The following is a 26,149-nucleotide window of genomic DNA, read 5'->3' as shown; positions in this document are numbered from 1 at the left end:
GATGGAGCGGCCCGTTTAGACGAGCTTTGTTCTACAGACCTCGCCTTATCAAGCACTGTTAAGCCTATGTCTGCAACCCAATCTCTCTCCTCGCTCTAGGGAGATAAGCCCGTCTCTCCCTAGAGAAGGATCTCAGGCTTAAATCACTGGCGATCTACCTAATTGAAGATTTGCGTAAATTTTGAAATTCGTTAACGTGCAGTCATAAGCGGATAGTTTTGGAGGAATCATCATGTCTGACGCAGAATTTGCCGAAGCTAGCCCCACCGATCGCGATGATCTTGAGTCAGCGGTTCACAATCTTGGCGGCAATCTTGAACGGCTAGAAGAGCCAGAGAGCGACGAAGAAATTGCTGACGATGACGTACCGCAAGAGGTCACAGAGTCTTACGGGACGGGCGTTCACGATGTGCCGGGTTTTAGCATCGGCGGGCGAACCATGCGCGATCGAATGCACGATCTCAACGAAGCAACCCCCGACTTAACGGGCGGTGATATTGATGCTGACTATGAGCAAGCTAATGCAGATGGTGACGAGTCGGTAGGTGGCACCGTCAACACGCCTGATATGGATATTGTGGATGATTTGGGTAAAGCAGTTGGTCTGGAAATGAATGATTTCAACTATCTGCACACTAATGAAATTTTAGAACAACGCGACGATCGACGCTGGGAGCTAGAGCCAAAGTCATCAGACGATTATGACGATCGCAAAGCGTTAGAAGAGGAAGAAGAAATTCTTTAACCTAGCCTTGCTTATAATTGCTCGATTACGAAATCAGCTACTCAATGACAACTGATAAACCACCAAAGATAAAGGATGAAAATGAACTTAAAATCAATTGATCAACAAGTTGTTGTTGTCGTGGGAGCCTCAAGCGGAATTGGCAGAGACACGGCCTTAAGGTTTGCTAAAAAAGGCGCAAAAGTAGTGGTGTCTGCCCGCAGCAAAGAAGGATTAGCCACCTTAGTTGAAGAAATTTCTGCTATGGGAGGAACCGCGATCGCGGTTCCTGCCGATGTCGCTGATTTTGAGCAAGTTAAAGCGATCGCAGAGAAAACCGTTGAGCACTTTGGGCGGCTGGATACCTGGGTTCATCTCGCGGCAACGAGTGTGTTTGCCACCTTTGACAATGTGACCCCCGAAGAATTCAGACGCGTCATTGATGTCACCTTAATGGGACAGGTTTATGGCGCAATGGTAGCCTTGCCTCATTTGAAGCGAGAAGGACGAGGCGCGTTAATTCACATTACTTCCCTAGAGGGACGACGATCGCTGCCTTATCAAAGTGCTTATTCGGCTGCTAAACATGGCTCGATCGGGTTTATTGACGCAATGCGGCTCGAACTCAAAAACGAAGGCTATCCAATCAGTGTCACAAACATTATGCCAGGTGTGATCAATACACCGTTCTATAACAAAGGCAAAACTAAACTAGGTGTAAAACCAACAGGAGTTCCGCCTTACTATAGTGCAAGTTTGGTCACAGATGCCATTCTTTATGCAGCAGAACATCCGGTTCGTGACTATATCGTCAGTGATGTCGGTCGCATTCTAGATATCGCCCAAAGAATTTCACCAGGACTCGTCGATCTATTGCTGTTAGCGATCGCCTTCCCATTCCAAAAAACTGATGAGCCTAAGTCTGAAGATGATCCCAATAACTTGTATGAGCCGATTCAAGGCTATGACAAAGTGAATGGTGATTTCGATCAGTTAGAAATTCCTAGCATTACTGACATGCTGGACAAGGGCCCAGCGTTAGCGATCGGCGCATTTGCGGTCGCTGCCTTGGGCGTAGCTGCCCTGCTAGGCGGATTGGGCGATCGCTAAAACTGATCGCAAGAGAACCCGTACGGGCATGGCACTGCCGTGCCCTCATGCGGATCTGCCACATTCACAAATCAAATGGGTATGACAAAGACTCCCAAGCAGACACCCTCTCTTCAGAAGATTGCTCACGATCGACTCGGCTTTAACGACCTGCGTCCTGGTCAAGAAACGGCAGTGCGATCGGTTTTAGAAGGCAGAGACACGCTTGCTGTCATGCCCACAGGCTCAGGAAAATCAGCGATCTATAAACTAGCAGCGTCTCAAATTCCAGGAGCCACTGTAGTTATTTCACCCCTTCTGGCACTTCAACACGATCAGGTCGGCATGATCGATCATCAAGATGTGGGTGTAGCAGCAGTGGTTAACTCCACGATTAACCCCCATCAGCGAACTGAAATCTTTGAGCAGTGGGCAGAAGGCAAACTTGAATATCTCTTCTTAGCACCCGAACAGTTTAACAACCCCGATACGATCGAGCGGTTGAAAACCACAAAACCATCGCTATTTGTCGTCGATGAAGCGCACTGCATCAGCGAATGGGGACATGATTTTCGTCCTGATTATTTGCGCTTAGGCACGATTATTGACTCGCTAGGTCATCCTCCAATTTTGGCACTGACAGCGACAGCATCTCCCCCCGTGCGAGAAGAAATCGTTCGACGACTGGCGATGCGCGACCCGCAAATTTTAGTCCGTGGGTTCGATCGCCCTAACATCTGGCTGGCGGTTGAGCGATTTGGAGATGATGACGAAAAGCGTGAGGTGTTTATCAATCGAGTCAAACACGCAGAGAAACCCGGAATCGTGTATGCTGCCACTCGCAAAGTCACTGAGCGAATTGCAGAATTGCTAAAAGCAGAAGGAATTAACGCCATTGCTTATCATGCTGGACTGAAACCCAAAGAACGGGAACAGGCACAAGATACATTCATGAATGATCAAGCAGACGTGATCGTAGCGACTACTGCCTTTGGAATGGGAGTGAACAAGCGGAACGTTCGCTTTGTATTTCACTACAACATTAGCGATTCTATCGACTCTCATTATCAAGAAATCGGACGGGCGGGGCGCGATGACAACCCTGCAAAAACCATTTTGTTCTATGTGCCTAAAGACTTGAATCTGCGGCGATTCTTTTCTGGTAGCGGCAAACTTGATGCCCAGCAAATCGAGCGCGTTGCTCAAACGGTGCAAAGTCAGGCGACTGCGATCGAGCTTAAGCGCCTGCAAGAACTCACCGATTTATCAAAGTCTAAGCTCAAGAAAATGCTCAACCAGTTGCAAAGCGTAGGAGTCGTCGAAATGCTGCCGACTGGCGAGGTAATCGCTGCAAAAAATAGCCCCGATCTTCATAAAGCAACGGCTGATATGCTGCAAGCCCAAGAACGCAACACCAAAGTTGAGCGATCGCGCTTGGAAATGATGCGAGGCTATGCAGAGGTGCGAGATTGTCGTCGCAAATACTTACTCAATTATTTTGGAGAACAAGTTGATCGGGCGTGTGGTCATTGCGACAACTGCAAAGCAGGAATCGCTGCCAGCAAAGATGGGCTGAAGCCCTATCCAATCAACAGCCAGGTGATTCACAAATCCTGGGGTGAAGGCACTGTGATGCGCTATGAAGCCGATAAGGTTGTCATTTTGTTTGAGGAAGTTGGCTACAAAACGTTAAGCACAATGACTGCTGTGCTGCGAGGTCTTTTACGTCGAGCCGACATTAACTAGGGATCGTGAATTAAATAAACGCGTAGGGCATGGCACTGCCGTGCCCATTGATTATGCTAACCCACACGATTTAATCCACGATCGCCAGAATTCATTTCGTTCTAAATCACAAACTCTGGCAACGCCCGATCGTGCCACTTTCCCTGAAACCATTCCGACACAAACGGACGAATCACAAACTTCACAGGCTCGCCTGCCTGCACGTCGATTCGCAAAAATGAGTAAGGTCGGTGCTTTTGAGAGCCTCTGCCCTCGCGCCCAATAAATAGCTGTGACTTTGCGACCAGAGTCTCTTCTCTTCCATCCAACGATTCGGTCAACTCTGCTCCTTCAACTCTTTGACGGCGCAAACTATAACCACTGCCGCCGCACACGATCCAATTAGTGTTGGCATCGGCATGACCCGTGTCAGTGGTTCGCAAATATTCTAAGCAGTGAGCGTGACCATTGAGAACAAGATCGATGATCGCTCGTCCTTTTGTTAAATTGCCGACTTCTTGAGCCACTTCGTCCAAGACTTGCCGCACTCTTCGCCGCACCGCTAACGTTTGTGCTTGTTGCCATTTAGTCGCCTCAGTCACATAAGGCGGATGGTGAAAAAACAGGACTCTGCCTCTTACGCCTGCCGTTCTCCAAGATTGAATCAGCCGATCGCGCAACCATTCCAACTGTGCGACATCTGCCACAGTGTTCTCGTCTACATTGAGTTGCTTATAAATGTCTCGCTGAACTTCCTCAAGCTGCTCTAATTTGGCCCGAATATCATCCATTTGTTCAGCATCTTGAGGTTGGTTGGGATTCAGTTTTCCCGATCGCTCCAGCATTTGCTGCATTTCTAGCTCTACGGCTGCATATCGGGTTTCTAAAGTCTGACGATAAGCGTGCCCCTCAGATGTTTTGGGCAACGGTGCAGGCGCGTTAAACGTGTTGGAGTCTAGCGCAAAGAAATCAACCCCACCACTGCGAAAGGTGTAATAACGATTGGGCAGCCGCGTAAATTTTCCAGGCTCATAGCGCAAACATCGCCCCGTGTCTGTCTCAGCGGTGTAGTGACGATCGAGATGGTTTCCTAACCCGCCGCGCATCTCGATCGATCGCAACCCATCTAAAAACGCCTGAGCATAAGCTTTGCCCTGAAACGAACCGTGCCAACCGATATCAAAATCTAGGCGCGATTGCAGCAGTCGTCGAATGGGATAGGTTAGCTGAATTGCCAACCCATAAGCAAATGGAAGGTCATAGTAATCATGATTTCCTGGCACCACTAAAAATGGCAGATTAAACACCATTTGATCATGAGAAATTCGGTTGTAGTGTTCACCTCCAACGATGAATTCTCGATAGGGCTTGATGAAATTTTTGAGATAAAACTCGCTAGAGCCAACCAGATAAATCACATCGCCCGTGTGCAAAATAAAGCGCGAATCTTGCCGATGGTCGAGCATCTGCTTGGCAATTTGCCGTTGTGGACTGTGACCCCGATGCTGCCCAGAGCCGCTATCGCCAATCACCAAAAACGAAAATTCTGGAGTGTCTTCTTGCCCGTCTGCTAAGACGAGCCGCGTCTGATCAATTCCTCGATCGACGATCTCACCCGCTTGCCACCGCACTCGCTCCTCCATTTTCTGGATCTTGACCGCGATCGAGGGATCAGACACAAACTGCATAATTTCTCGCCTATGTAACTCTGCTATGCGCGATCGTACTCGGATACCCACCTAGCTCAACATCTACCGTGGGCTTAGGATCTTCAATGATCAAAGTTAAAGAACTTGTTGACTGAGGTTAAGAAGTTAAAGATGTGACAAATTTATTTTGTATTTTAAACCACACCATAGATTGCAAAAACTGCTCAAAGCAAGTCCCAGACTCCTTCAAAAGTTTTGACCCCGATAGAGATCAAAAACTGTACTGGGGTATACTGTTGAAGACTCCCTGAAAAACTCTTCAGTCAGATCTGGAATCTCTCTAGATACTATTGTTGTAGTCCAAAGAATTGCGAGTCTTCTCAATCTACGGTGTGAATACGGAAGTGATCATGAAAAACATTTTGTGGAAGTCGCTACTTGCGACCCCAGCACTTTTGAGTGCTACTCTCACTGTTTCTGCTGCGATCGTCACGGCTGGCGTTGCCAGTGCTGCTGATGCACCCAAGTCTGTCGAAGTCGCTCAAGCAGCGACTGCTGAGACCAGCGATACCTCCCTCGACCCAGTAAAAGCTTACGGCAGCGAAGGCGCAGATAACGCCGAAATCAGCCAAGTTACCTCAGTTTCGCAACTGTCTGACGTGCGTCCGACTGACTGGGCGTTTCAGGCGCTTCAATCTTTGGTTGAGCGCTACGGCTGCATCGTCGGCTATCCCGACAAAACTTTTCGCGGCAACCGCGCTCTGACTCGCTTTGAGTTTGCGGCTGGCTTAAATGCCTGTCTCGATCGCGTCAATGAGTTAATTGCGGCAGCAACGGCTGACCTGGTTAAGAAAGAAGACCTGGTAACCCTGCAAAGACTGCAAGAAGAGTTTGCGGCTGAATTAGCTACCCTGCGCGGTCGCGTCGATGCGCTCGAAGCTCGCGCCACTACCCTTGAAAAGCAGCAATTCTCGACCACCACCAAGCTCAGAGGGGAAGCAATTTTCTCATTCTCTGGTGCTTTGGGTGATTCTAAAGCGATCGGTTCTTTTACACAAAGACAGATTGATAACACCTTTCCGCCAGGTGCAGCCAGAGATGCCGCAAATGCCGCCGCTCGTAGGAACGTTGATGAAAACCAAACCTTTAGCGATCGGGTTCGTCTTAGCTTTGCGACCAGTTTCACTGGCAAAGACAGCTTGTTGACTCGTCTACAAGCTCGCAACATTACCGCTTTTGCAGATGCTACGGGCACCAACATGGCGCGGCTCTCCTATGAGGGCAGCAGTCCTTCTGGTACGCCTGCTAACAACTCGCTCTCTGTAGACAAGCTCTTCTATCGCTTCCCGATCGGTGCTGGAACCGTGACAATTGACGCGATCGGCGGTGAGTTCTACAACAACGTTCCCAACTTTAACCCGCTACTTGCCAGTGATGGGCAGGGCACGATCTCTCGCTTTGGTCGGTTTAACCCCATCTATCGCCAAGGCAATAGCAACAGCGCTAGTGGTGCGGGTGTGACCTTAAACTATCCTCTCAGCCAAGCGCTCACCGTGTCTTTGGGCTACCTTGCTGACAACGCGTCTAACCCAACCAATGCCAATGGGTTGCTTAACGGTTCTAACGCTGCTCTGGCTCAAATCGCGTTTAAACCAAGTTCAACTATTGACTTAGGTCTAACCTACGTTCGGGGCTACGATCGTGGCGGCAACGTTAACGTCAGCAGTGGCACTGGCAGCCTCTTGGCAAGCCAACCCTTTGGTAACGCTGCAACCTCTACTGATCAGTTTGGTATAGAAGGTTCTATCCGTCTCACTCCTGGCTTCACGTTAGCAGCTTGGGGGGGCTACACTACAGCTCGCCTGGAAAGCCGAACCGCTAATGCAGATGCCGATATCTGGAACTGGGCAGTCACGCTTGCCTTCCCCGACCTGGGTAAGAAGGGCAACTTAGCAGGGATTGTTTTTGGTCAGCCTCCTAAAGTGACAAGCAATAGTCTTGGAGGCGCTTTTAGAGACCGGGACACCTCTTTCCACCTCGAAGGTCTATATCGCTATCAGGTGAGCAACAACATCTCGATTACGCCTGGCATTATTGTGATTTTTAACCCAGAACACAATAGCGTCAACGATACTGTTTACGTCGGCACTGTTCGGACGACCTTCACTTTCTAAGCCTCTTAGTTAAGCTGAATTTTAAGCCCTGCCTCGTGCGGGGCTTTTTTGGTGTTGACAAATCTACTAAACCCCAGTGGAAAACCGGGGTATACTAAAAGAGTTGGTCTTGCCAACAGAACCGCTCTCCTACCCTGTGATGTTATCCGTGGAACTTTCTTGTAAGAGCGAGTACGCCCTTCTAGCATTGATAGAACTGGCGGCTCATTATGACACGGGCGAACCCTTGCAAATTCGGCAGATTGCAGCTCAACAAAACATTCCCGATCGCTATCTAGAACAACTGCTGGCAACTCTCAGACGCGGCGGCATCATTCGCTCTCAGCGCGGGGCAAAAGGCGGCTACACGTTAGCCCGCGAACCTTGGAAGATCAATATTTTAGATGTGATCATTTGTCTAGATGGGTTAGAAAATCAACCCAAAGATCAAGACAACGACACCCAAAATGATAAAACGGTAGAAGGTGCCGTTATTCTTGAGATCTGGCAAGAAGCCCATCACGCCGCAAATGAAATTCTGCAAAAATATACTTTGCAAGATTTGCGCGATCGTCGCGACTCTCGACAGCAACTCGATTTTATGTATTACATCTAACCTCTTCTCGCCATGCGTATTGCCCAAAATGTAACTGAACTGATCGGTCGCACTCCTCTAGTGCAGCTAAACCGAATTCCGCAAGCCGATGGCTGTGTCGCCCAAATTGTGGTCAAGCTAGAGGGCATGAATCCCTCTGCTTCGGTGAAAGACCGCATCGGCATCAGCATGATCAATGCCGCAGAGCGCGAAGGCTTGATCCAACCAGAAAAAACGGTTTTGGTAGAGCCAACTTCAGGAAATACTGGAATTGCCCTAGCGATGGCGGCAGCAGCCAAAGGCTATCGCTTGATCTTAACCATGCCTGAAACCATGAGTTCTGAGCGACGAGCGATGCTGCGTGCCTATGGAGCCGAACTAGAGCTAACCCCTGGCATTGAGGGAATGGCGGGCTGCATTCAACGAGCGCAAAAAATTGTAGACTCAACGCCTCATGCCTATATGCTGCAACAGTTTCGCAACCCAGCTAACCCGCAAGTGCATCGGGAAACCACCGCCGAGGAGATTTGGCAAGACACCAACGGACAGGTCGATTTTGTGGTCGCGGGCATTGGCACGGGTGGCACTATTACGGGCGTTGCAGAGGTGTTAAAACAGCGCAAGCCCTCATTTCAGGCGATCGCAGTTGAACCTGCTACTAGCCCCGTTTTGTCAGGTGGTCGTCCGGGTGCTCACAAAATTCAAGGCATCGGTGCGGGCTTTATTCCTCCAGTTTTAAACGTGAGCTTAATCGATGAAGTGATTGCCGTTAGCGACGATGATGCGATCGCTTATGGTCGTCGCCTTGCCCGCGAAGAAGGGTTGCTTTCTGGGATCTCTAGCGGAGCCGCGTTGAAAGCCGCGATCGTAGTCGGCAAACGTCCCGAAAATGCAGGCAAGCTGATCGTGATGATTCAACCCAGCTTTGGTGAGCGTTATCTCAGCACTGCCCTTTTTCAAGACCCAGAACTCGCGATGTCTAGAGAAGGTTAAGGAAGAGTGAAGGTTGAATGGGAAGTTTTTTACTGCTTACTCTTCACCCTTGACCCCTCATCCCTTTAAAATGGCACCATGCCACATCCATCTAGTTATTATCAAACGTTAGACGTTGAGCCAAACGCATCTCAAGCGGAGATTAAGAAAGCCTATCGGCGGATGGCAAAGCGGTTTCACCCAGATGTCAATCAAGAAGCCGCAAACCACGACAAGATTACTCGAATTAATCAAGCTTATGAAGTGTTGGGTGATCCGCAAAGTCGCCGCTCTTATGACTATCAGCTTCAATATGCGCTAGACCTAGAAGCAGAAGAGGTTGTGGGTGAGAGCGCCAGCGATCGCCAAAAGCGCACCGCAGCCGCCCAAGAATTCTATCGTCAGCAGCGCCAAGCCGAACAAGATGTTGATAGTCAGCTTAAGCTATGGCTGAATCGAGTTTACACGCCAATCAATCGACAGATAAATCTGATTTTGCGCCCTTTTAAGGCTCAAATGAAAGAACTTTCTGCTGACCCGTTTGACGATCGGTTGATGGAGGCATTTCAGGCATATATTGAAGATTGTCACAAAGCCCTGAGCAAAGCTCAGACGGTTTTGCGTTCTTTGCCTAATCCTCCAATCGCAGCAAAGGCTGCTGCCAATCTCTACCATTGCCTCAATCAAGTCTCTGATGGCATCGAAGAGCTAGAATATTTCACCAATAATTACGACGATCGTCATCTCCATACAGGACAGGAGCTATTTAGAATTGCTGAACGACTGCGGCGAGATGCTTTGGCAGATGTGCGAGAACTGCGTTAGTCAAATCGAATACTAACAATCTTTCTTAATCACATTAACATTTGGTTAACTAGTCGTTAAGATAGGAACGTTTCTTATGAGTTGCTAAGAGTCTCTGCGATCGAGCGGCGAGATTTCTAGAAGTCAGAAGTTCTGCAAAGTTCCCCAACGCTAGAGGAAAGCACAGACGGCGATGCTCTGTACAAGGACGCTTTTTAATAAGGAGATAAAAAATGGCTAATCAATTCGACTTTTTGCATCCCCGCAGCCGCTATCGGGGTGAGGTTAAGCCTGAGAACCTAGTTTTTAATGCAAACTTACAGGAGTTTTCTCAGCGCATTACCTATATTTGCTGCTTAGAGACTGGCGGCAAGCTGACCCCCGAAGAGTCTTATCGAGAAATTAAATCTCTTTGGAAACAACTCAAGAGAAGCAAGAAGCAGCTTGGCATCGGCAGCACTCCGACTCAAGAAGGTGGAGATGCAGCTATCTAAACAGAATGGTTGAGTCGCTTAGGCTACAGATGTCATGTTGCGATCGAGAGCGGTCGTCTAGCAACCACCCGTCGATAATAACTTTGTAGTTGACGGGTCGCGGCTGCCCAACTCCAGCGTTCGGCTTCTTGGCGGGCATTGCGACGCAGAGTTTCGCGTTCTTCTTGACTAGATAGAAGGCGTTGGGTTGCTGCGATCGCGCCCCAGTCGTCAGTTGGATCAAATAAATAGCCGTTGACCCCATCTTCTACAATGTCAGGAATGCCGCCCGATCGAGCCGCCACCACTGGGCACCCTGCCGCCATCGCTTCTAACAAAACTAACCCCAGCGTTTCAGTTCGTGAAGGGAAGACAAACGCATCAGCAGAGGCAAAGGCAGACGCTAATTCTTGACCGCCCAGATAGCCCACAAAATGAGTGCGGGTTTCTGCAAAATATTTTTCTAAGGTTTGACGATTTGGCCCGTCACCCACGAGTGCCAGTCTAGCGTTGGGAATGGCTTCTAGGATTGGCTTGATGCGATCGATTTCTTTTTCGGCACCGAGGCGACCCACATAGAGCAATAGCGGATCTTCTGGGTGTCCCTGACTTAGCCGATTTCGCATTTCTAGGCTAGCGAGATCGGGCTGAAACGTTTCAGTGTCAACGCCGCGCTGCCACAAATCAACTCGCTCGATTCCATGATCAGTGAGGGTTTGCACCATTACGGTTGAGGTACACAGATTTAGCTCTGCCTGATTGTGCCCCGCTTTGAGTAACTCCCAAAGCAGCCCTTCTAAGGCTCCTAACCCATAGTGCTGAAGATATTCGGGGAGGTGAGTGTGATAAGAGGCGACGATCGGAATGTTGAGAGTTTTGCCATAAAACAACCCAGCTAGACCGAGAATGGCAGGATTAACGACGTGAATAATATCGGGTTTAAAGCGCGAAAGTTCTTCTCCGATCGCGGGGCGAGGCAGCGCTAGCTTTAACTCTGGATACATTGGCAGTGGAAACCCAGATACCCCATAGATTTTGGCTCCTTTATGCTCGGTTAGTCCACCGTCGGGAGAGAAAATCAGGACTTGATCTCCCAAGCGTTGAAGATGGTCAACGGTATGACGCAATCGAGTCACAATGCCGTCAACTTTGGGTAGAAACGTCTCAGTGAATAGAGCGATTCGCATAAACAGGGAAGTGAAGGGTATGAAAGGTTACGCAAAGATAATCAATTTTTAGGAAGCGTACAGATTCCATGAACTCCGATCGCGAAGATTACACCTCCTAACAAAACACCAATCCCTTCAGCAAAACAATTGAGCCGATGTCGCATTTCTGCTGACTCTGCGATCGCTAGCTCTTTCACACTTGCGTTTGTTGCTGCCAGTTTTGCATAGTTTTGATAGCTCTTATCTAGCGCTGCCCATTCGGAAAACAGAAAGAAGGCACTGAGTATAATGGCACCTAAGCCTGGTGCGATCGTGAGTGTTAGCAAAACCAGAGTTCGATTCATACTCAACTGATTGGGTAACTTAGCGCTTCCACGTTACTTTAGGCAAAATTTGCGAATCATCAACGCGATCCTTATATTTGACTGCAAAGTTTAGCAGCGAATCTAACAGTGAGTCAGAAAGGTAGTGAGGCTGTAGCCCCAGGTTTAACAGGTTTGTATTTTTAGCGTTGAAGTAGTGTTCTTCTTTTTCGATTCTAGGATTGTCGTAACTCTTGACTTCAACGTTTAAGCCGACTGCGCTTCCGGCTTTTTGCACCATGGTTGCCAAGTCACCAATGCTAAATAGTTCTGTGAATTGGTTAAAGACCCGAAACTCTCCAGGGTTGGCTGGGGTGGCGATCGCTAATTCAACACAGCGCACGGTGTCACGAATATCTAAGAATCCGCGAGTCTGTCCACCTTTGCCATAGACCGTGAGCGGGTGCCCAATGGCGGCTTGAATGCAAAAACGGTTCAGCGCAGTTCCAAATACGCCATCGTAGTCGAGACGATTAATCAGCAGTTCATCCATGCCAGTCTCTTCGGTGAGAACGCCGTAAACCACTCCCTGATTGAGGTCAGTGGCTCGTAAGCCCCACATTTTGCAAGCAAAGTGAATATTGTGAGAGTCATGCACTTTGCTGAGGTGATACATACTACCTGGCTGTTTGGGATAGGGCAGCGTATCTTTGCGACCGTTGTGCTCGATCGTGATGTAGCCTTCTTCGATATCAATATTGGGAGTGCCATATTCGCCCATCGTCCCTAGCTTGACCAGGTGACAATCGGGGAAACTCTCTTTCATGATGTAGAGGAGATTCAGTGTCCCCACCACATTATTGACTTGGGTGAGAACGGCGTGTTCGCGATCGATCATTGAGAACGGAGCCGATCGCTGTTCTCCAAAGTGCACGATCGCCTCTGGCTCAAATTTGTGAAGCGCTTTGCTGAGAAATTCGTAGTTTGTGATGTCGCCGATGAAAAGCTCAATAGACTTGCCTGTTAGGCCATGCCAGCGCTGAAGGCGTTGCTGAATGGGCGCGATCGGGGTGAGGGTTTCGACGCACAGTTCCATGTCCCAATGTCGCCGCACTAAGCTATCTAAGATCGCGACTTCATGACCTCGATTCGACAAGTAGAGCGCTGTCGCCCAACCGCAATAGCCATCACCACCAATAACTAAAACTTTCATCTTGCTAAATCTTCACGAATACTTTGCCAAATTTACCAGGTTTGGTGACGCTGTGGGATAGGAGTTTTGCGAATTGAGATCCAGATTAAGACTCGAATCTGTGGATGGGCATGGCACTGCCGTGCCCATTGACATTGCAAGGAACCGATATTATCTAATTCACCCTCCTAAGCTTTCACTTCATCCGCGAAGCTTGCTCGGCGCACAAAATGGAACGGCCCGGCTACAGAACCCCAAACTAGTTCATCAGTTTCGGGATCTCTGCCGCGATCAAGGCTGATCAATCTTTGGTCGTCTATCTCAAATTCGCTGTCTAGATAAGTGCTCTGACCTTTACGGACGATGAGACACGCTTTTCCTGGCTCAACTCGTCCTTTAAAGCTTTGCCCTGTCCATTCGACGATCATGCTACAGCCAGACATTTTCTCAAGCTGGTCGATCGTTAGGGTTTGCAGAAGATTGATATCGCGGGCCGCACCATAAAATTTGGCTTCGTCGCGAACCTGGTAATGCTCAATTTCAATGTATCCATCTTTTTCGACGAATTTTAGGACACGTATCCGATAAGGGTCGTTGAGCGTATAGTCGTGAGCTTGTTCTAGAAAAAGACTGGGTTCCGACAGTAGCTCGATCGGCAAAGGACGCATGCAAACACGAATGTGAGCGTAAAAGGGCGGATTTTCAAACGCTTGTTCTTGATTGCTAAAATCGGCTGACATTAGGCGAAGCAGAGAGGCAATGTCGGTGGAATGGCTCATGAATCAAATCGGGTTGCTAAATAACAGGGTAGGAAGGTCGAAAGCGTCTGACAAATATTCTAAGAATCGTGAATTTGTAAGGGCATGGCACTGCCGTGCCCATTAGCGTTGCGAGTGACGGATATCATTTAATCTACGACCCTAAGACTTGAAATTACCGCTTTCCGTTTAGTTTAAAGAGCAAAAATTGGGTAACCTGCGTGAGGTTATTAAAATTATCATCGCTAACAATCACGAGGCTTTGAGAACCATCTGGGAAAAGAGGGCCGAGCGTCATTCCTTCCAGATTATCTAACGAAAGGTCTAAATCGTTTAAGTCCATCACCAATCTTTTTCTAATAGGCGCGATACTTTTTGAGCCGCGCAAACTTTCGATCGTCGAAATATCGGTCGCTCCTCCGCTCGCTGCTTGAAAAATTTTGATTTGGAAGCCTTGCATCCCAAACGATCGCTCTAAGCTGAGAAAGTGCCCTGCTTGGTCGATCGCCAGCATTTCGCAGAGTCCTTGATCAAAGGCGTAAGCGGGTTTGGGATCTAGCTGATAGAGATGTTCTGAAATCAGAGTGGCACGATCGTTCTCAATTAAATAGTGTAGGAAGCGATTTTTTGCCCCTTGCTTTAAATCTGACAAATCTTGATCTTGTGCCAGTGAAGACTCGGTTGCAGTAAACAGTCGAAATGGCTCTGAGCCTTTCATGCTGGCTGCTTGTGCATTGAGCGTCAACGACTCAAACGCCAGATTATCTTGCACGCCTCGCGGCTGAAGTGGATGGTCGGGATCGGGCAAAAACGCTTCGGGTATGGGAAGTTTGCGCCGCAGTTGTCCTGTTTTAAGGTCGAATTCTCCGATAAAAGGCAGCACTCCATCGTGAATAACTCCCTCACTAGAGATAAAAACCGAGTCTCTTGACGAAAGAGCGATTCCTTCTGGATCGATCGTGTTCTTTCCAAAAGGCTGTCCGTCTTCTTGCTTGAGAATCGTGACATCCTTTACAACCACTTCGGCGATCGTGGAATGAGTGGAATCGAGTTCTAGCTTGAGCGTGTAGAAACGAGCGGGGGCACGATCGCTACGATCATCTGAAACCGCATAGAAAAGATTTTGTTTGCGATCGTACGTCAATCCCGATAACCCGCCAACCAGCGTCTCTTTAACTGTGGTTTTAGGAAGGGTGTAGGCTCCCGAAAACTCCAGTGACAGCGGCAAAAATAGCCGATCTTCTGCACTGACTTGCGGCAAATTGCAAGCCGTTAACAAAGTCAGCAATGCGATCGTGATCAATCTCAAAACCCAAGAAAAAACGTGGTGCTTCACTACTGTCTTTGCGCTCCTAAACTCTCAAAGCTATTCTATTCTCGCTTCCTTCTCTGCCTGCTTGTCTCCTTTTATGCCCGACCAAAGATGATTAAATGAATGGAAGCCATTTATCCCTCACTCGCTCGTGTCTGAATCGCCCAAGTCTTCTCGCTCCCTGGCAGGTATTGCTGGAATTGTGGCGATCGCCACTCTGATTAGCAAAGTTTTTGGATTGGTGCGCCAAGTCGCGATCGCGGCTGCCTTTGGCACAAAAGCGGCTTACGGTGCCTACCAATATTCCAGTATCATTCCAGGCTTTTTCTTGATCCTGCTAGGCGGAATTAATGGGCCGTTTCACAGTGCGATGGTCAGCGCACTTGCCAAACGAGATAAAGCAGAATCGGCACCTTTGGTAGAAACGGTTTCGACGCTGGTCGGAGGCGTTTTGGTTGTGATCACCCTGGCTTTGATGGCGCTTGCCCCTCAGTGCATTGACCTGATCGCACCGGGACTGCACCAAACCGCGCACGGGCTAGAAATTCGAGAGATTGCCATTCAGCAACTGCGAATTATGGCTCCGATCGTCTGGTTTGCAGGCATGATCGGCATCGGGTTTGGAACGCTAAACGCCGCAGACTTATATTGGTTGCCGTCGGTGAGTCCTTTGTTGTCAAGTGTGACGATCATCGCAGGCGTGGGTGCCCTCGCGCTGACGCTAGGGCCAAAGATTGGAGAACCTGAATATGCAGCGCTTGGAGGCATTGTCTTAGCGTGGGCGGCGCTCATTGGGACGATTTTGCAGTGGCTGGTTCAGGTTTGGGCACAGCACAAAGCGGGGTTGAGTCGGCTGCGTTTAGGGTTTGACTTCAAGCATCCGGGCGTAAAGGACGTGATGAATGTCATGGCTCCTGCCCTGTTTGCGTCTGGAATGCTGCAAATTAACGTCTACACGGATATGTTTTTTACCTCGTTTTTACCCAATCCGGGGGCAGCGGTTTCGGCACTAGACTACGCAAATCTTTTGGTGCAGACTCCTTTGGGCATTCTCTCAAACGTGATTTTGGTGCCGTTTTTGCCCGTGTTTTCTCGATTGGCAGACCCCAGAGATTGGCCAGAATTGAAAATGCGGATTCGGCAAGGGTTGCTGTTGACGGCGATCGCCATGTTGCCGATGAGTGCCCTGATTATTACGTTGGCAAACCCGATCGTGCGAGTCGTTTACGAGCGGGGTGAATTTCAGCAGAGCGATTCTGATTTGGTGGCGGTTGTTTTGATGGCGTATGCGATCGGCATGTTTGTCTATCTCGGTCGAGATGTCTTGGTTCGCGTCTTCTACGCGCTAGGAGACGGAGATACACCCTTTCGCATCAGCATTGTGAGCATTTTTCTCAACGCTCTTTTTGACTTTATTTTGATTAAACCGCTCGGCTTACCGGGGTTGGTCTTGGCAACGGTGTCTGTGAATGTGATTTCAATGATTGCGCTGTTGTGGTTTCTCGATCGCAAGTTAAACGGGTTACCGTTGAAAGAATGGGCACTGCCATTGGTCGGATTAGCGATCGCAAGTGTCTTTGCGGGTCTTGCTAGCTGGGGCACTCTTCTTGCTTCTGAACACTTTCTAGGAACGAACGGTTTACTGATTCTGATCGGACAACTTAGCCTATCTGCTCTGACTGGATTGGGCGTTTTTGCCCTGATCGCCAGTCGCCTCAAACTACCCGAAGTTGACATGTTCGTCGGTCGCATCCGTCAGCGTTTTGTAAAGTAGAAGAGAACTAGATTTTTCTCGTGACCGAATGACTTACACAGTGATCTACGACGGACAGTGCAATCTCTGCTCAAATCTGGTGCAACTGCTCGAAACCTTAGACAAGGGCGATCGCTTCCAATATCTCCCCATGCAAGACCAGGCGGGACTCGATCGCTACAAAATCACGGCTCAAGATTGCGAAATGGGAATGATTCTAATCGATAATGACCATCTCGATCGCCGATGGCAAGGCAGCAGCGCCGCCGAAGAAATTGGTCGCATCTTACCTTTTGGAGAGTTGTTTGTGACCGCTTATCGAACTTTGCCAGGCGTGAAATGGATGGGCGATCGCGTTTATGAACAAGTCCGAGACAATCGATATAGTCTGTTTGGGCGGCGACTCAACACTTATCAAACTGCCTATCCCGCCTGTGACACCGCTTGTGAAAACTATTTCTCTAAATGACCGACCATCCTTGGCAGCAAGAAGCTGTGATTCAACACAGTCAACGATTGATCAACAGCTTTCAATATTGGACAAAAAAACCGCTGATTGCGATCGCGAGTTCTGCTGAAGAACAGGCACGATCGCTCTTTGAGGCTTCCTTTGTCGTCGTTTCTCACGGAACTGAAGCCGATCCGATCTTTAACTATGGCAATGCTCAAGCTCTGAATCTATGGGGATTTGATTGGAAGACTTTCACGAGATTGCCTTCTCGACGATCGGCAGAGCCAATAGAGCAGACAGAGCGCGATCGGCTCTTATCAGAAGCCAAGATCAGAGGCTACATCGACAACTACCGGGGTATTCGTATCTCTAGCATGGGGCAACGCTTTTCGATCGAAGACGTAATTCTCTGGGATGTGCTAGACGAAAATCATCAGTGCTGTGGTCAAGCCGCCACTTTCGCTCATTGGAACTTGATTGATTAGAATTTACTTTGGCTAGTCTGCATCTCAAATCGACCTTCTCGCCACGTTCCCTCGATCCGGGCATTGTTACTCAGGAATTTGCTTCGCGGTTGCCACAAATTATGGCGGGCGGCAAGAAATTTTAAGGGCGTGTCGAGCGATCGCGATTCAAGTTCAGCAGGGACTTGTGCAACCCGAAGACATTGACGAAAGTCTGTATTGATGTGACCGATACGTTGTGGCCCGACTTCGATCGTCGCGAGTTTAGTAAGAAATCAAGGAATGCCCCTTTGATGTAGATTTTGTGCTTAAATCTTCAAGGCGTAAGCCTAAAACCAAGCGCATTAAATGAGCTATGGAGACCTTGAAATGCCTTATCATCAGGAACCTAGTCTTTTTGGAATTAAACATTCAAATCGCAATTTTGCAAGTAAGGAGAATTGGGGTAAAAATCAATTTAATTCATCTTTTCCAGCATCATTAGCTGCTTTCCTTGAGCATCAAGGATTGGAAAACGTGTACTTGAAACTTAATAAAAGTCTGCAAATTTATCACAGTAGTATCAGTACAGCAGAGCTTTACGGAGCCAACCCAATTTCTGAAGATATCTTCTATTCTTTTGAAAGTCCTTATGTTCCGTTTCAACAGCTTGTTATAGGAAACTTTCCAAGAGTTGATTTAGTGACGTTAAGTAGAAACAACAGACTCTGTTTAAAGGGAATTGAAATAAAGCTGACAGCCCTTCCAGATAATTCAACCTGTGATTTAGCAGAAGATAAATTTGGCTGTGAACTAGTAATTAGACCTGATACCATCGTCTACTTAGCCTGTAGTATTGCGATACATTTTCGAGATAATTTAAGTGATTTAATAGCCCTAATTGGCGAAGGATTTGAAGCGATCGAAGATTGGCAAGAGGGGATACATATTCGTTCTTCTGTATTTAAGATGAGAGAAGCAATTGACAGAATAATTTTGTCTATCTTAGATAAGCAGGAGCCTTTAGTGATGCAGCCAATATGGAAAACAGAGGGAAAAAGCCCCAAGCTTTCTGAGAATTGCTTAGATGTGTTCGTTTGGAGCAATCTTGCTTTTACCCAACTGTTTCTTGATGTGGCAAGAAGAGAACTTATTGCATTGAGAACGATAACCCGTCAAGTCAGAACAGCCGTCTGGCTCTTTAAAATGCTCTATGATTTTAGTCTAAACGGTCAAATAGACCATAGACGCGTCATTGACGAGTTGTCGTATGACACCAAGAACGACAAGGCATTTGCTGTAAGCGGTAAGGTCACATATCCATATATGCGGAGTGAAATTTTAACAAAGCCAAGAATTACCAAGCAGCAAATTAAAGAAATCATTCTTGGCGGTGGACAAAACCTCTTGAGTCCTGAGCGGCGATTTGATGCGATTATCTTCAACTCGCCAGAAATTTTTGAGCCTATCTAAACTGCACGAAAAAATGAGAGTGATTGACTTGTTTGCGGGTTGTGGCGGTCTTTCAATGGGGTTTCAAAAAGCTGGCTTTGAAGTCGTTGCAGCTTTTGATAACTGGAAAGAAGCTTGTGATATTTATGCAGCGAACTTTGATCACCCTATTTTTCAAACCGATCTTTCAAACCTTGAAGATTTAAAGATTCTTAAAAAGTGGGAACCAGATATGGTTATCGGTGGCCCCCCGTGCCAGGATTTTTCAAGCGCTGGGAAGAGAGATGAAACTCTAGGTCGAGCAGATTTAACGATTTCCTATGCACGAATTATTTCGGAAGTGAAGCCCGAATGGTTTCTGATGGAGAATGTAGAACGGATTAGAAAGAGCCGTGTTTTACAAGAAGCAATTTCACTTTTTAGAGCAGGCAGCTATGGATTAAGTTCTACCGTTTTAGATGCCAGCTATTGTGGAGTTCCTCAAACTAGAAAAAGATTTATTTTGATTGGACATCTACATTCAGAGGATGGATTTTTAGACGAGTATCTTATTAGAGATAAGTCTGATAATCCCATGACAATATTTGATTATATGGGTGAAAAGTTAGACCTTAACTATTATTACAGACACCCTAGAAGCTATGCAAGAAGGGGAATTTTTAGTGTACATGAACCAAGCCCAACGATTCGAGGTGTCAACAGACCTTTGCCCAAAGGGTATAAGAAACATGAGGGCGATCGCTGTGAACCAAGTGACAATATTCGACCCCTGACGACTCTAGAAAGAAGCTATATCCAGACTTTCCCAGAAAGCTTCAAATGGTTTGGGTCTAAAACTTGTATGGAACAAATGATCGGCAATGCTGTTCCTGTAAATCTTGGCAAGTATATCGCCGAGTGTGTTCTTCAATATGTTGAAGCCAAGAAGAGGGGTTTACCGATATCAGAAGCTATTCAGCAGTTAGAACTCTTTAGCGTCTAACTCAATTAAGGCCCTGCAAAGATCGCGTCTTCAAGGTCTTGGCGACTGAGAGAATATTTAAACGATCGCTGAATGTCGGGTCCGTCGTCTTGAATGTAGCGGATGTTAATTTGATCAACATCCAGGCAAAGTTCGGCGCGCCACTCAAGTTTCTCAATCAGCCAGCAGTGAACATCTTCTGAATCTTGTTGGCACCCGTGTTGAGTGAGCCACGACTCGATCTGAGGCAGCGGATGATTATATAAAGGCGTATCAGCAGAGGGCAAAGTCATGCAGTCTTTAATCTTTAGGTAGGATTGGATAAATCGATCGAGTCGGATGGAGCCGGAATCACAGGGGTAACTGTCGCTGTCGAGCTTGCTGAAGAGGATTCCAGATCAGGCACGGTTTCTTGCAGAATGGGAACGTCTGCGGTGATCGGTTGAAAAGCAGATTCACCTCTAGTAAACCCGATCGTGATTGCCAATAGCAAACACGCTAAAAAAGTTAGCCCTAAAATAAACAGGGCAAACATCTCGCCCGGTGAGAGCGGACGATCGGTGGCATCGATATATGCCGAAGAGTTGGCGGGTTTAGGCTGAGGACGATTGAGACTCGGCAGAGGTTGAACCACGACAACGCGTGAATATCCAATCTTTAAATCGTAAGCAGTTTTGCGATCGGGGTTGCTCAACGTTGCATAAGCCTCATTGAGTTGCTGAAACTTTTGAGTCGCGATCGGGGCTGGCAACTGCGTGATATCTGGGTGATAAAGCTTGCTTAACTCGCGATAAGCCTGTCGAATATCTTGCACCGATGCTGAAGGATGTAACCCTAGCAAAGTATAGTAGCTAGAAGAAACTGCCTTCTGATCAGGCACTTGTCCGTCGCTATTGGGAGTTGCTCTATCCTGAGTCACCTGCAAGTCTGCCCTCATTTGCTTCTTAGTTATTGTAGCGAGGTTGAGGAGCCTGCAAGACGAAGAAACTTTTTGATTTTTGCACGATGTGACTCTACTCAAACCTCACAAGTTTCACCCAAAGCTTAACCAGATCCCAACCTGCAAATTACCTTCCCTTGAGGTTCAGGCTTTAGAGTGAATCCGAGGATTCGCTAGACCATCATGATTTCCCATGATCCAATCTTTTGCTTCAGAAGCTTCCCATCCCTCTGATTTGCGTCAAATTCTAGAACAGCGCTATCAAGGACGCACTTTGCATCCTTATCGCAGTGGTCAGCAAATTCAAATGTATCCCCACGAGATTTGGGTGGTTTGTCGGGGAGTCGTTTTGCTCAGTACGCTTTATCCAACCGGAGACGAGGCACTGCTGGGTTTGGTAAGTGGCTCCATGCCGTTTGGTTTGCCCCTAACTTATATCAACCCCTATCAAGCGATCGCCCTGACTGATGTCGATTTGATGGGGGTCAGCATGGTCGATATTGAGCAGTCTCCTCTACTATCTCAAGAGATTTTTCGTCATTTGAGTCGCCGATTACAGCAGTCAGAAGCTTTTCTGGCGTTAGCGGGGTGCCGCCGGGTAGAAGATCGGCTAAGGCAATTACTCATCCTGCTTCAGCACGAAGTTGGGCAACCCGTGAAAACCGGAATGCGGCTCAACGTGCGGCTGACCCATCAGCATTTAGCAAACGCGATCGGCACGACTCGCGTCACCATTACCCGACTACTCGGACAGTTGCGCGAAGAAGGATGGCTGACGATCGACTCCAGTCGCCACATTATTTTGCCGTTTGACATCGCTGTTTAGAGTCTTGCGACTTCCTGACTCGTTGTCGGCAGCATAATTTCGGCCTCGATCGGCACGACCCCTTTATCTTCACTGCCAATACAGTGAGCTGCTCGGTTAGATAGGTCTAAAATGCGATTGTCAAAATAAGGGCCGCGATCGTTGACTCGCACGACGACACTCTGTCCGTTGAGTAAGTTGGTCACTTTTAGAAAAGTCCCGAACGGAAGAGAAGGATGGGCGGCTGTCAACTCGTTTTGGTCAAAAATCTCACCCGTTGCCGTTTGTCGCCCGTGAAAATAAGGGCCATACCAGGAGGCGAGTCCACCAATGCTGCTGCCAGTATCTTGCAAACTGTGCATTTTCACTTGAGCATCTGCCATCGAAATGGGTTGTTGCCCCAAAGCGATTCGCAAATTGTTAACCCAATCAATTGCCACTAGCTCAACAGGACGATCGAACTGATCTGCAAGGTCGCGATCAAACCTCAACACCACGCAATCGCCGAGTTTAACGATCGGCATATCTTGCTCAAAAGCAGGAGTCAGTTGCGACGCATCCAGATCAGGATTCTCTAGCAAACGGGTTAGACTCTCTGCAACTTTGTCAGCAGTGGATTGATCCGTGATTTCTGCCACCAAACATCCCTTCACCCAGATCTGAAAAACCCCCAATGCAGACTGCGATGGGGGGCGTTCTTGCCAAGCGGCACATCTCCAATAATTGATCTGGCTTACCGAGTTGTTACTTGACTGAATCACCACCACAGCAGGAATCGGATTTGCAAAATCGGTCGCTGCGATGCCAGGCGGAACTGCCCAGAAAAAGCTTTGCACCACTCCTAACAAATAATTGAGGGGGTTCCCGTGGGGTTGACTAGCCGTGGTTTCGTTGAGAGCAATGGAATAACCATCAGAATGACTCAACGCTAGAGAGTAGTTCGTTGGCTGAAAGGCAGGAGTCAACAAAAGCGTTTCGATCGCGCCTAACCAAACAGTGGTTGATGTGGGTTGGCTGACGCGATCGCTGATCAAGCTAAACCTTGAATTCAGTCTCTCAATCGAAGACGACGTAATACTTTGAGACACAAGTTTAGATTCGTTAGAGGAATCGTCAGGGGTCAAAGATTGCTGGCTGAAGAAAACGTGTGACAGGTATCGAGGCGCTTCTAACACTTTTTCTGTCAGCGACGAAAAGGAGCCAAACCAGGAGGCTACCCAAACAAGTCCAAAAATTGACATGAGTATTTAGATCTGATTTGTAGTAGTAGATACAATTGACTGTGCAACAGTATAAAGTTTTTGTAAAGCAAAAATATCTATCCTAAGTAAAGTAGTTTTTCCTGGTTAGAATGTTTGATCCCCGATTTTAATCTTTAAGTTTTAGACTTTAAGCACAAATTTTTTGGTATCAAATTTCAGCCCTAAGATGAGGGTTGAAATGAGTTCAAATTGCAAAACTGATGAATGCTTTTCGTATGCAAGCCGTCCAGCTACCGATCATCCCAGTGGTGGGAGCATTGATACGTAGTTGCCCCGGTACCATTTCTCTCGGACAGGGGATCGTTGGTTACTCACCGCCACCGCAGGCGATCGCGCAAATTACTCAATTTTTGAGTCAGTCTACCAATCACGCTTATCAAGCTGTCGAGGGAATTGCAGAATTGCAAAGCGCGATCGCTCACAAACTGGCCACTGAAAACCAAATTAATCTTGATCCCTACAGCCGAATTGTCGTCACCGCCGGAAGCAATATGGCATTTATGAATGCCGTTCTGGCCATCACCGATCCGGGCGATGAAATCATTCTGCAAACGCCCTATTACTTCAATCACGAGATGGCGATCGTCATGGCAAGCGGTCGGGCAGTTTTGGTGCCGACTGATGAAACTTATCAGCTTCAGCCTGATGCGATTCGCCAAGCAATTACAGCTAAGACTCGTGCGATCGTGACAGTTTCGCCTAACAATCCGACGGGGGCGGTTTACTCAGAGGCGGCTTTGCGCGAGGTGAATGAGATTTGTCGATCGCACAATCTCTATCACATCAGCGATGAAGCTTATGAATCCTTCACTTATGGGGCTGCTCACTTTTCGCCGGGGTCGATTCCTGATAGCGGCAAGCACACGATTTCGATTTACACCCTTTCAAAAGCTTATGGGTTTGCCAGTTGGCGCATTGGCTACATGGTTTTGCCCAAACATTTATCAGAATCGGTGAGAAAAATTCAAGACACGATCGTCATTTGTCCTCCCGTAATCTCGCAATATGCCGCACTGGGAGCGTTGGAAGCTGGGGCAGAATTTTGTCGAGAGAAGTTAGCCGCGATCGCTCAAGTGCGTGAGATTGTCTTGCAAGAACTCGATCGGATTCCTGATCTTTGTACCGTTCCTCCTGCAAAGGGTGCGTTTTATTTTCTAATCAAAGTCCACACTGATTTAACCTCAATGGAACTGGTAGAACGTTTAATTCGTGAACATGGCGTTGCCACCCTTCCAGGTTCGACGTTTGGCTTAGAGTCAGGCTGTTATTTGCGAGTTGCGTATGGGGCTTTGCCGAAAGAAACGGCGATCGTCGGCATCGGACGATTAGTGCAAGGTCTGAAAGCAATTTTAGAAAAGTGATAAGGTTATCCACATCTCGCGCTAAAAAAGAAAGTAATTAGCGTTAAAACTTTTATGATCTCCAGTTCTCCTGTTACTACGGCTTTACCGTTAGGTTATTTGCGTCGTGTTCATCACTTTGCAATTAATGTGAAAGAGATGCAAAGGTCACGTCACTTCTACGGCAAAATTTTGGGACTTTATGAGTTGACTGGGGCGGAGGTGCCCGAAACCTTGAAAGCAGAAGTCGCCGCCGGAAAAGTGGCAAACTTTAGAACGCCTGATGACACGATTCTCGATTTGTTTTGGGAACCCGATTTGTCTCCGCCTAATGCTGACCCGAAGCAGCAGTTTACTCGTGCCAATCATCTCGCCTTTGATATTGCGCCTCAGTTTTTTGATCAGGCGGTTGAAGTCCTTCAGCAAAATCAGATTCTCATCGATCACGGCCCGGTTAGCCGTCCGACGGGCAGAGGCATTTACTTCTATGACCCGGATGGTTTTTTGATTGAAATTCGCTGCAATGCTGAATGAATTTTTTGATGAAGTGAGAGGGGTCCCAGACCCTTTCTCTCACAAACAGGAATCTAAGCGAAGTTAATTAGCTGTAATCAGTAGAAAACCCCTCTCATCGTCGCCATGAGTCTAATTTTCCACATCACGCACAAAGACCAGTGGCAACAGGCGCAGCAGCAAGGGTTTTACCGCTGTGATTCCTTAGAATCTGAAGGCTTTATTCACTGCTCCAGACGTGAACAAGTCGTTTGGGTGGCAGATTCGTTCTACCGCGCCCAACCCTCGCTGGTGCTGTTGTGCATTGATGCTGCTAGAGTTCAAGCCGAAATTAAATACGAAACGATTGAAAACGGCGAACAATTTCCTCACCTTTATGGCGTGCTGAACCTGGATGCAGTGGTAGACATTCTGAATTTTGCACCCGGAAAAAATGGGCTGTTTGAACTGCCAGAAATGAAGGTTTGAGTCAAAGCAGCGTGAGGCGAGACCGTGCTTAAAGCTATCCTCCCAATTCGGGGCAATAGTGGGTCACTGCCAAGCTTGAGGTGATCTGCTGTTTGGCTTGGGCACTGGGAGCAGCATCGTAGGACATCAGCGCTCTTTTGCGGGTTTCTTGGGCAGAAGCGCCTCTCAACTTGATGACTCGACAAGTGCTTTTGGCGGCGGCGATCGCGCTTGCTTGATTTTGCCCAATGTACTGATTTAGCGCTTGGCTCACTGGTGTTGGATATCCGCTTGCCAACTTCTGAAAGCTGCTCAAAAATGCCGCATCTGAAGATAAGGGCGGGGAAACAGACTGACCACACAATTTAGAAAGATCGACAATTCCGTGATTTGAACTTTGAAAGTAACAGGGGTAATCAGCTTCTTGAGCCAAAACAGCAGGGATAGATAGCAGGAAGAAACAAAATGCTGCGATGAGAGCGATCGTAAGTTTCATAAAAGAATTCTCATGAAGAAATAACTCGTTCAAACAAAGGCGCAGTGAGATATAGTCAGCACTTCAGACATCTGTTTATCTATTATTAAAGTAGCAATGTCTTCTCCCGTGAATAACTTGTGTTAAGGAATATGAATAATGGTTCCTGGCTTGAGAAGGTTTCTTCTATTAGCTGAGACTATTTCTCAATAAATTTGTCAGAATTAAAACTTTATAAATATCAGACGGATTTACGTAGAGAATATTGAACAAGAAGGTTATTACAGCCCTCTCAAGCTGAGTAATACTGCATAGTCATTTGGCAAAGAAGAACTGTAAAACGGGTGCAACCTTTCGCCTAGTCATGATCTCGATAATGCTCTAAAAGAC

General features: G+C 47.6%; 27 protein-coding genes. 17 read left to right on the top strand and 10 right to left on the bottom strand.

Annotated features, from left to right (window positions below; all coding sequences use genetic code 11):
- The first annotated feature begins 232 nt into the window (after positions 1-232).
- The 3 genes from C7B65_RS02820 to C7B65_RS02810 all read left to right on the top strand — a co-directional run bounded on the left by C7B65_RS02820 (position 233) and on the right by C7B65_RS02810 (position 3,559).
- On the top strand, positions 233-745 hold the full coding sequence (locus C7B65_RS02820) for a DUF6335 family protein (RefSeq protein WP_181314317.1): 513 nt from the start codon (positions 233-235) through the stop codon (positions 743-745).
- Between the two features lie 81 nt (positions 746-826).
- Complete coding sequence (locus tag C7B65_RS02815) at positions 827-1,834, top strand: SDR family oxidoreductase (protein WP_073069386.1); 1,008 nt, start codon at positions 827-829, stop codon at positions 1,832-1,834.
- Positions 1,835-1,915: 81 nt separating this feature from the next.
- The gene (locus tag C7B65_RS02810) at positions 1,916-3,559 is read left to right on the top strand and encodes a RecQ family ATP-dependent DNA helicase (RefSeq protein WP_073069385.1); all 1,644 of its coding nucleotides are present in this window, start codon (positions 1,916-1,918) and stop codon (positions 3,557-3,559) included.
- A 101-nt stretch (positions 3,560-3,660) separates the two neighbouring features.
- On the opposite strand, the gene C7B65_RS02805 is transcribed toward C7B65_RS02810, so the two are convergent.
- Positions 3,661-5,226 carry a metallophosphoesterase family protein gene (locus tag C7B65_RS02805; RefSeq protein ID WP_073069384.1) on the bottom strand — a complete coding sequence of 522 codons (1,566 nt, stop codon included), beginning with the start codon at positions 5,224-5,226 and terminating at the stop codon, positions 3,661-3,663.
- Positions 5,227-5,597: 371 nt separating this feature from the next.
- Between C7B65_RS02805 and C7B65_RS02800 the strand changes: the two genes are divergently transcribed.
- From C7B65_RS02800 to C7B65_RS02780, 5 genes are all read left to right on the top strand, one after another.
- Positions 5,598-7,361, top strand: coding sequence for an iron uptake porin (locus tag C7B65_RS02800; protein WP_073069383.1), 1,764 nt, complete (start codon positions 5,598-5,600; stop codon positions 7,359-7,361).
- A 139-nt stretch (positions 7,362-7,500) separates the two neighbouring features.
- Positions 7,501-7,956 (top strand): RrF2 family transcriptional regulator, encoded by a 456-nt coding sequence (locus C7B65_RS02795; protein ID WP_317615790.1) that lies wholly within the window; start codon positions 7,501-7,503, stop codon positions 7,954-7,956.
- Positions 7,957-7,968: 12 nt separating this feature from the next.
- Entirely contained in the window at positions 7,969-8,928 is a 960-nt protein-coding gene (cysK, locus tag C7B65_RS02790; protein ID WP_073069382.1) for a cysteine synthase A, read from the top strand.
- A 78-nt stretch (positions 8,929-9,006) separates the two neighbouring features.
- Positions 9,007-9,732 (top strand): DnaJ domain-containing protein, encoded by a 726-nt coding sequence (locus C7B65_RS02785; protein WP_073069381.1) that lies wholly within the window; start codon positions 9,007-9,009, stop codon positions 9,730-9,732.
- 212 nt (positions 9,733-9,944) lie between these two features.
- Positions 9,945-10,205, top strand: coding sequence for a DUF7219 family protein (locus C7B65_RS02780; RefSeq protein WP_073069380.1), 261 nt, complete (start codon positions 9,945-9,947; stop codon positions 10,203-10,205).
- Positions 10,206-10,237: 32 nt separating this feature from the next.
- On the opposite strand, the gene C7B65_RS02775 is transcribed toward C7B65_RS02780, so the two are convergent.
- The 5 genes from C7B65_RS02775 to C7B65_RS02755 all read right to left on the bottom strand — a co-directional run bounded on the left by C7B65_RS02775 (position 10,238) and on the right by C7B65_RS02755 (position 14,941).
- Positions 10,238-11,371, bottom strand: coding sequence for a glycosyltransferase (locus C7B65_RS02775; RefSeq protein ID WP_073069379.1), 1,134 nt, complete (start codon positions 11,369-11,371; stop codon positions 10,238-10,240).
- 41 nt (positions 11,372-11,412) lie between these two features.
- Entirely contained in the window at positions 11,413-11,697 is a 285-nt protein-coding gene (locus C7B65_RS02770) for a hypothetical protein (RefSeq protein ID WP_073069378.1), read from the bottom strand.
- Positions 11,698-11,716: 19 nt separating this feature from the next.
- Positions 11,717-12,868, bottom strand: coding sequence for an NAD-dependent epimerase/dehydratase family protein (locus C7B65_RS02765; protein ID WP_073069377.1), 1,152 nt, complete (start codon positions 12,866-12,868; stop codon positions 11,717-11,719).
- Between the two features lie 167 nt (positions 12,869-13,035).
- On the bottom strand, positions 13,036-13,626 hold the full coding sequence (locus C7B65_RS02760) for a chromophore lyase CpcT/CpeT (protein WP_073069376.1): 591 nt from the start codon (positions 13,624-13,626) through the stop codon (positions 13,036-13,038).
- 154 nt (positions 13,627-13,780) lie between these two features.
- On the bottom strand, positions 13,781-14,941 hold the full coding sequence (locus C7B65_RS02755; RefSeq protein ID WP_073069375.1) for an esterase-like activity of phytase family protein: 1,161 nt from the start codon (positions 14,939-14,941) through the stop codon (positions 13,781-13,783).
- A gap of 127 nt (positions 14,942-15,068) precedes the next feature.
- Between C7B65_RS02755 and murJ the strand changes: the two genes are divergently transcribed.
- From murJ to C7B65_RS02725, 5 genes are all read left to right on the top strand, one after another.
- On the top strand, positions 15,069-16,691 hold the full coding sequence (murJ, locus tag C7B65_RS02750; protein WP_073069374.1) for a murein biosynthesis integral membrane protein MurJ: 1,623 nt from the start codon (positions 15,069-15,071) through the stop codon (positions 16,689-16,691).
- A 28-nt stretch (positions 16,692-16,719) separates the two neighbouring features.
- Positions 16,720-17,139: a thiol-disulfide oxidoreductase DCC family protein gene (locus C7B65_RS02745; protein ID WP_073069373.1), complete on the top strand. Its 420-nt coding sequence runs from the start codon at positions 16,720-16,722 to the stop codon at positions 17,137-17,139.
- Positions 17,136-17,606: an MEKHLA domain-containing protein gene (locus C7B65_RS02740; RefSeq protein WP_073069372.1), complete on the top strand. Its 471-nt coding sequence runs from the start codon at positions 17,136-17,138 to the stop codon at positions 17,604-17,606. Before C7B65_RS02745 ends, C7B65_RS02740 begins: the two co-directional genes overlap by 4 nt.
- Before the next feature lie 348 nt (positions 17,607-17,954).
- The gene (locus C7B65_RS02730) at positions 17,955-19,037 is read left to right on the top strand and encodes a HindVP family restriction endonuclease (protein ID WP_073069592.1); all 1,083 of its coding nucleotides are present in this window, start codon (positions 17,955-17,957) and stop codon (positions 19,035-19,037) included.
- A complete protein-coding gene (locus C7B65_RS02725) occupies positions 18,994-19,998 on the top strand; it encodes a DNA cytosine methyltransferase (protein WP_244913149.1) in 1,005 nt (334 codons plus the stop codon). Before C7B65_RS02730 ends, C7B65_RS02725 begins: the two co-directional genes overlap by 44 nt.
- A gap of 5 nt (positions 19,999-20,003) precedes the next feature.
- Here the strand turns inward: C7B65_RS02725 and C7B65_RS02720 are convergent, their stop codons facing one another.
- Positions 20,004-20,270, bottom strand: a complete 267-nt coding sequence (locus tag C7B65_RS02720) for a DUF3143 domain-containing protein (RefSeq protein ID WP_073069370.1) — start codon at positions 20,268-20,270, stop codon at positions 20,004-20,006.
- Positions 20,271-20,284: 14 nt separating this feature from the next.
- Positions 20,285-20,896, bottom strand: a complete 612-nt coding sequence (locus tag C7B65_RS02715) for a J domain-containing protein (RefSeq protein ID WP_244913148.1) — start codon at positions 20,894-20,896, stop codon at positions 20,285-20,287.
- A 214-nt stretch (positions 20,897-21,110) separates the two neighbouring features.
- Here C7B65_RS02715 and C7B65_RS02710 point away from each other — a divergent pair, with 214 nt between their 5' ends.
- Positions 21,111-21,743 (top strand): Crp/Fnr family transcriptional regulator, encoded by a 633-nt coding sequence (locus tag C7B65_RS02710; RefSeq protein ID WP_073069369.1) that lies wholly within the window; start codon positions 21,111-21,113, stop codon positions 21,741-21,743.
- Here C7B65_RS02710 and C7B65_RS28640 read toward each other — a convergent pair.
- On the bottom strand, positions 21,740-22,963 hold the full coding sequence (locus C7B65_RS28640; RefSeq protein WP_073069368.1) for a septal ring lytic transglycosylase RlpA family protein: 1,224 nt from the start codon (positions 22,961-22,963) through the stop codon (positions 21,740-21,742). The genes C7B65_RS02710 and C7B65_RS28640 overlap by 4 nt on opposite strands.
- Before the next feature lie 221 nt (positions 22,964-23,184).
- On the opposite strand from C7B65_RS28640, the gene C7B65_RS02700 reads away from it, so the two are divergent.
- The 3 genes from C7B65_RS02700 to C7B65_RS02690 all read left to right on the top strand — a co-directional run bounded on the left by C7B65_RS02700 (position 23,185) and on the right by C7B65_RS02690 (position 25,305).
- Positions 23,185-24,345, top strand: a complete 1,161-nt coding sequence (locus tag C7B65_RS02700) for a pyridoxal phosphate-dependent aminotransferase (protein WP_073069367.1) — start codon at positions 23,185-23,187, stop codon at positions 24,343-24,345.
- Positions 24,346-24,399: 54 nt separating this feature from the next.
- On the top strand, positions 24,400-24,858 hold the full coding sequence (locus C7B65_RS02695) for a VOC family protein (RefSeq protein ID WP_073069366.1): 459 nt from the start codon (positions 24,400-24,402) through the stop codon (positions 24,856-24,858).
- Positions 24,859-24,963: 105 nt separating this feature from the next.
- Positions 24,964-25,305 carry a DUF952 domain-containing protein gene (locus C7B65_RS02690; RefSeq protein WP_073069365.1) on the top strand — a complete coding sequence of 114 codons (342 nt, stop codon included), beginning with the start codon at positions 24,964-24,966 and terminating at the stop codon, positions 25,303-25,305.
- Between the two features lie 34 nt (positions 25,306-25,339).
- Here C7B65_RS02690 and C7B65_RS02685 read toward each other — a convergent pair whose 3' ends face one another.
- Entirely contained in the window at positions 25,340-25,780 is a 441-nt protein-coding gene (locus C7B65_RS02685) for a DUF732 domain-containing protein (protein ID WP_073069364.1), read from the bottom strand.
- Positions 25,781-26,149: the final 369 nt, after the last annotated feature.

The organism is Phormidesmis priestleyi ULC007, from assembly GCF_003003695.1.
GTDB lineage: Bacteria > Cyanobacteriota > Cyanobacteriia > Leptolyngbyales > Leptolyngbyaceae > Phormidesmis_A > Phormidesmis_A priestleyi_A.
This window is presented reverse-complemented; position numbering and strand designations above follow the sequence as displayed.

What these genes read in the sequence shown, in the direction of transcription:
- C7B65_RS02745 (WP_073069373.1), top strand. Translation starts at nt 16,720, where the DNA reads ATGACTTACACAGTGATCTACGACGGACAGTGCAATCTCTGCTCAAAT.
- C7B65_RS02775 (WP_073069379.1), bottom strand. Translation starts at nt 11,371, where the DNA reads ATGCGAATCGCTCTATTCACTGAGACGTTTCTACCCAAAGTTGACGGC.
- C7B65_RS02710 (WP_073069369.1), top strand. Translation starts at nt 21,111, where the DNA reads ATGATCCAATCTTTTGCTTCAGAAGCTTCCCATCCCTCTGATTTGCGT.
- C7B65_RS02760 (WP_073069376.1), bottom strand. Translation starts at nt 13,626, where the DNA reads ATGAGCCATTCCACCGACATTGCCTCTCTGCTTCGCCTAATGTCAGCC.
- C7B65_RS02765 (WP_073069377.1), bottom strand. Translation starts at nt 12,868, where the DNA reads ATGAAAGTTTTAGTTATTGGTGGTGATGGCTATTGCGGTTGGGCGACA.
- C7B65_RS02785 (WP_073069381.1), top strand. Translation starts at nt 9,007, where the DNA reads ATGCCACATCCATCTAGTTATTATCAAACGTTAGACGTTGAGCCAAAC.
- C7B65_RS02795 (WP_317615790.1), top strand. Translation starts at nt 7,501, where the DNA reads ATGTTATCCGTGGAACTTTCTTGTAAGAGCGAGTACGCCCTTCTAGCA.
- C7B65_RS02685 (WP_073069364.1), bottom strand. Translation starts at nt 25,780, where the DNA reads ATGAAACTTACGATCGCTCTCATCGCAGCATTTTGTTTCTTCCTGCTA.
- C7B65_RS02690 (WP_073069365.1), top strand. Translation starts at nt 24,964, where the DNA reads ATGAGTCTAATTTTCCACATCACGCACAAAGACCAGTGGCAACAGGCG.
- C7B65_RS02740 (WP_073069372.1), top strand. Translation starts at nt 17,136, where the DNA reads ATGACCGACCATCCTTGGCAGCAAGAAGCTGTGATTCAACACAGTCAA.
- C7B65_RS02805 (WP_073069384.1), bottom strand. Translation starts at nt 5,226, where the DNA reads ATGCAGTTTGTGTCTGATCCCTCGATCGCGGTCAAGATCCAGAAAATG.
- C7B65_RS02700 (WP_073069367.1), top strand. Translation starts at nt 23,185, where the DNA reads ATGAATGCTTTTCGTATGCAAGCCGTCCAGCTACCGATCATCCCAGTG.
- cysK (WP_073069382.1), top strand. Translation starts at nt 7,969, where the DNA reads ATGCGTATTGCCCAAAATGTAACTGAACTGATCGGTCGCACTCCTCTA.
- C7B65_RS02695 (WP_073069366.1), top strand. Translation starts at nt 24,400, where the DNA reads ATGATCTCCAGTTCTCCTGTTACTACGGCTTTACCGTTAGGTTATTTG.
- C7B65_RS02720 (WP_073069370.1), bottom strand. Translation starts at nt 20,270, where the DNA reads ATGACTTTGCCCTCTGCTGATACGCCTTTATATAATCATCCGCTGCCT.
- C7B65_RS02810 (WP_073069385.1), top strand. Translation starts at nt 1,916, where the DNA reads ATGACAAAGACTCCCAAGCAGACACCCTCTCTTCAGAAGATTGCTCAC.
- C7B65_RS02725 (WP_244913149.1), top strand. Translation starts at nt 18,994, where the DNA reads ATGCGATTATCTTCAACTCGCCAGAAATTTTTGAGCCTATCTAAACTG.
- C7B65_RS02800 (WP_073069383.1), top strand. Translation starts at nt 5,598, where the DNA reads ATGAAAAACATTTTGTGGAAGTCGCTACTTGCGACCCCAGCACTTTTG.
- C7B65_RS02780 (WP_073069380.1), top strand. Translation starts at nt 9,945, where the DNA reads ATGGCTAATCAATTCGACTTTTTGCATCCCCGCAGCCGCTATCGGGGT.
- C7B65_RS02820 (WP_181314317.1), top strand. Translation starts at nt 233, where the DNA reads ATGTCTGACGCAGAATTTGCCGAAGCTAGCCCCACCGATCGCGATGAT.
- C7B65_RS02730 (WP_073069592.1), top strand. Translation starts at nt 17,955, where the DNA reads ATGCCTTATCATCAGGAACCTAGTCTTTTTGGAATTAAACATTCAAAT.
- C7B65_RS02770 (WP_073069378.1), bottom strand. Translation starts at nt 11,697, where the DNA reads ATGAATCGAACTCTGGTTTTGCTAACACTCACGATCGCACCAGGCTTA.
- C7B65_RS28640 (WP_073069368.1), bottom strand. Translation starts at nt 22,963, where the DNA reads ATGTCAATTTTTGGACTTGTTTGGGTAGCCTCCTGGTTTGGCTCCTTT.
- C7B65_RS02815 (WP_073069386.1), top strand. Translation starts at nt 827, where the DNA reads ATGAACTTAAAATCAATTGATCAACAAGTTGTTGTTGTCGTGGGAGCC.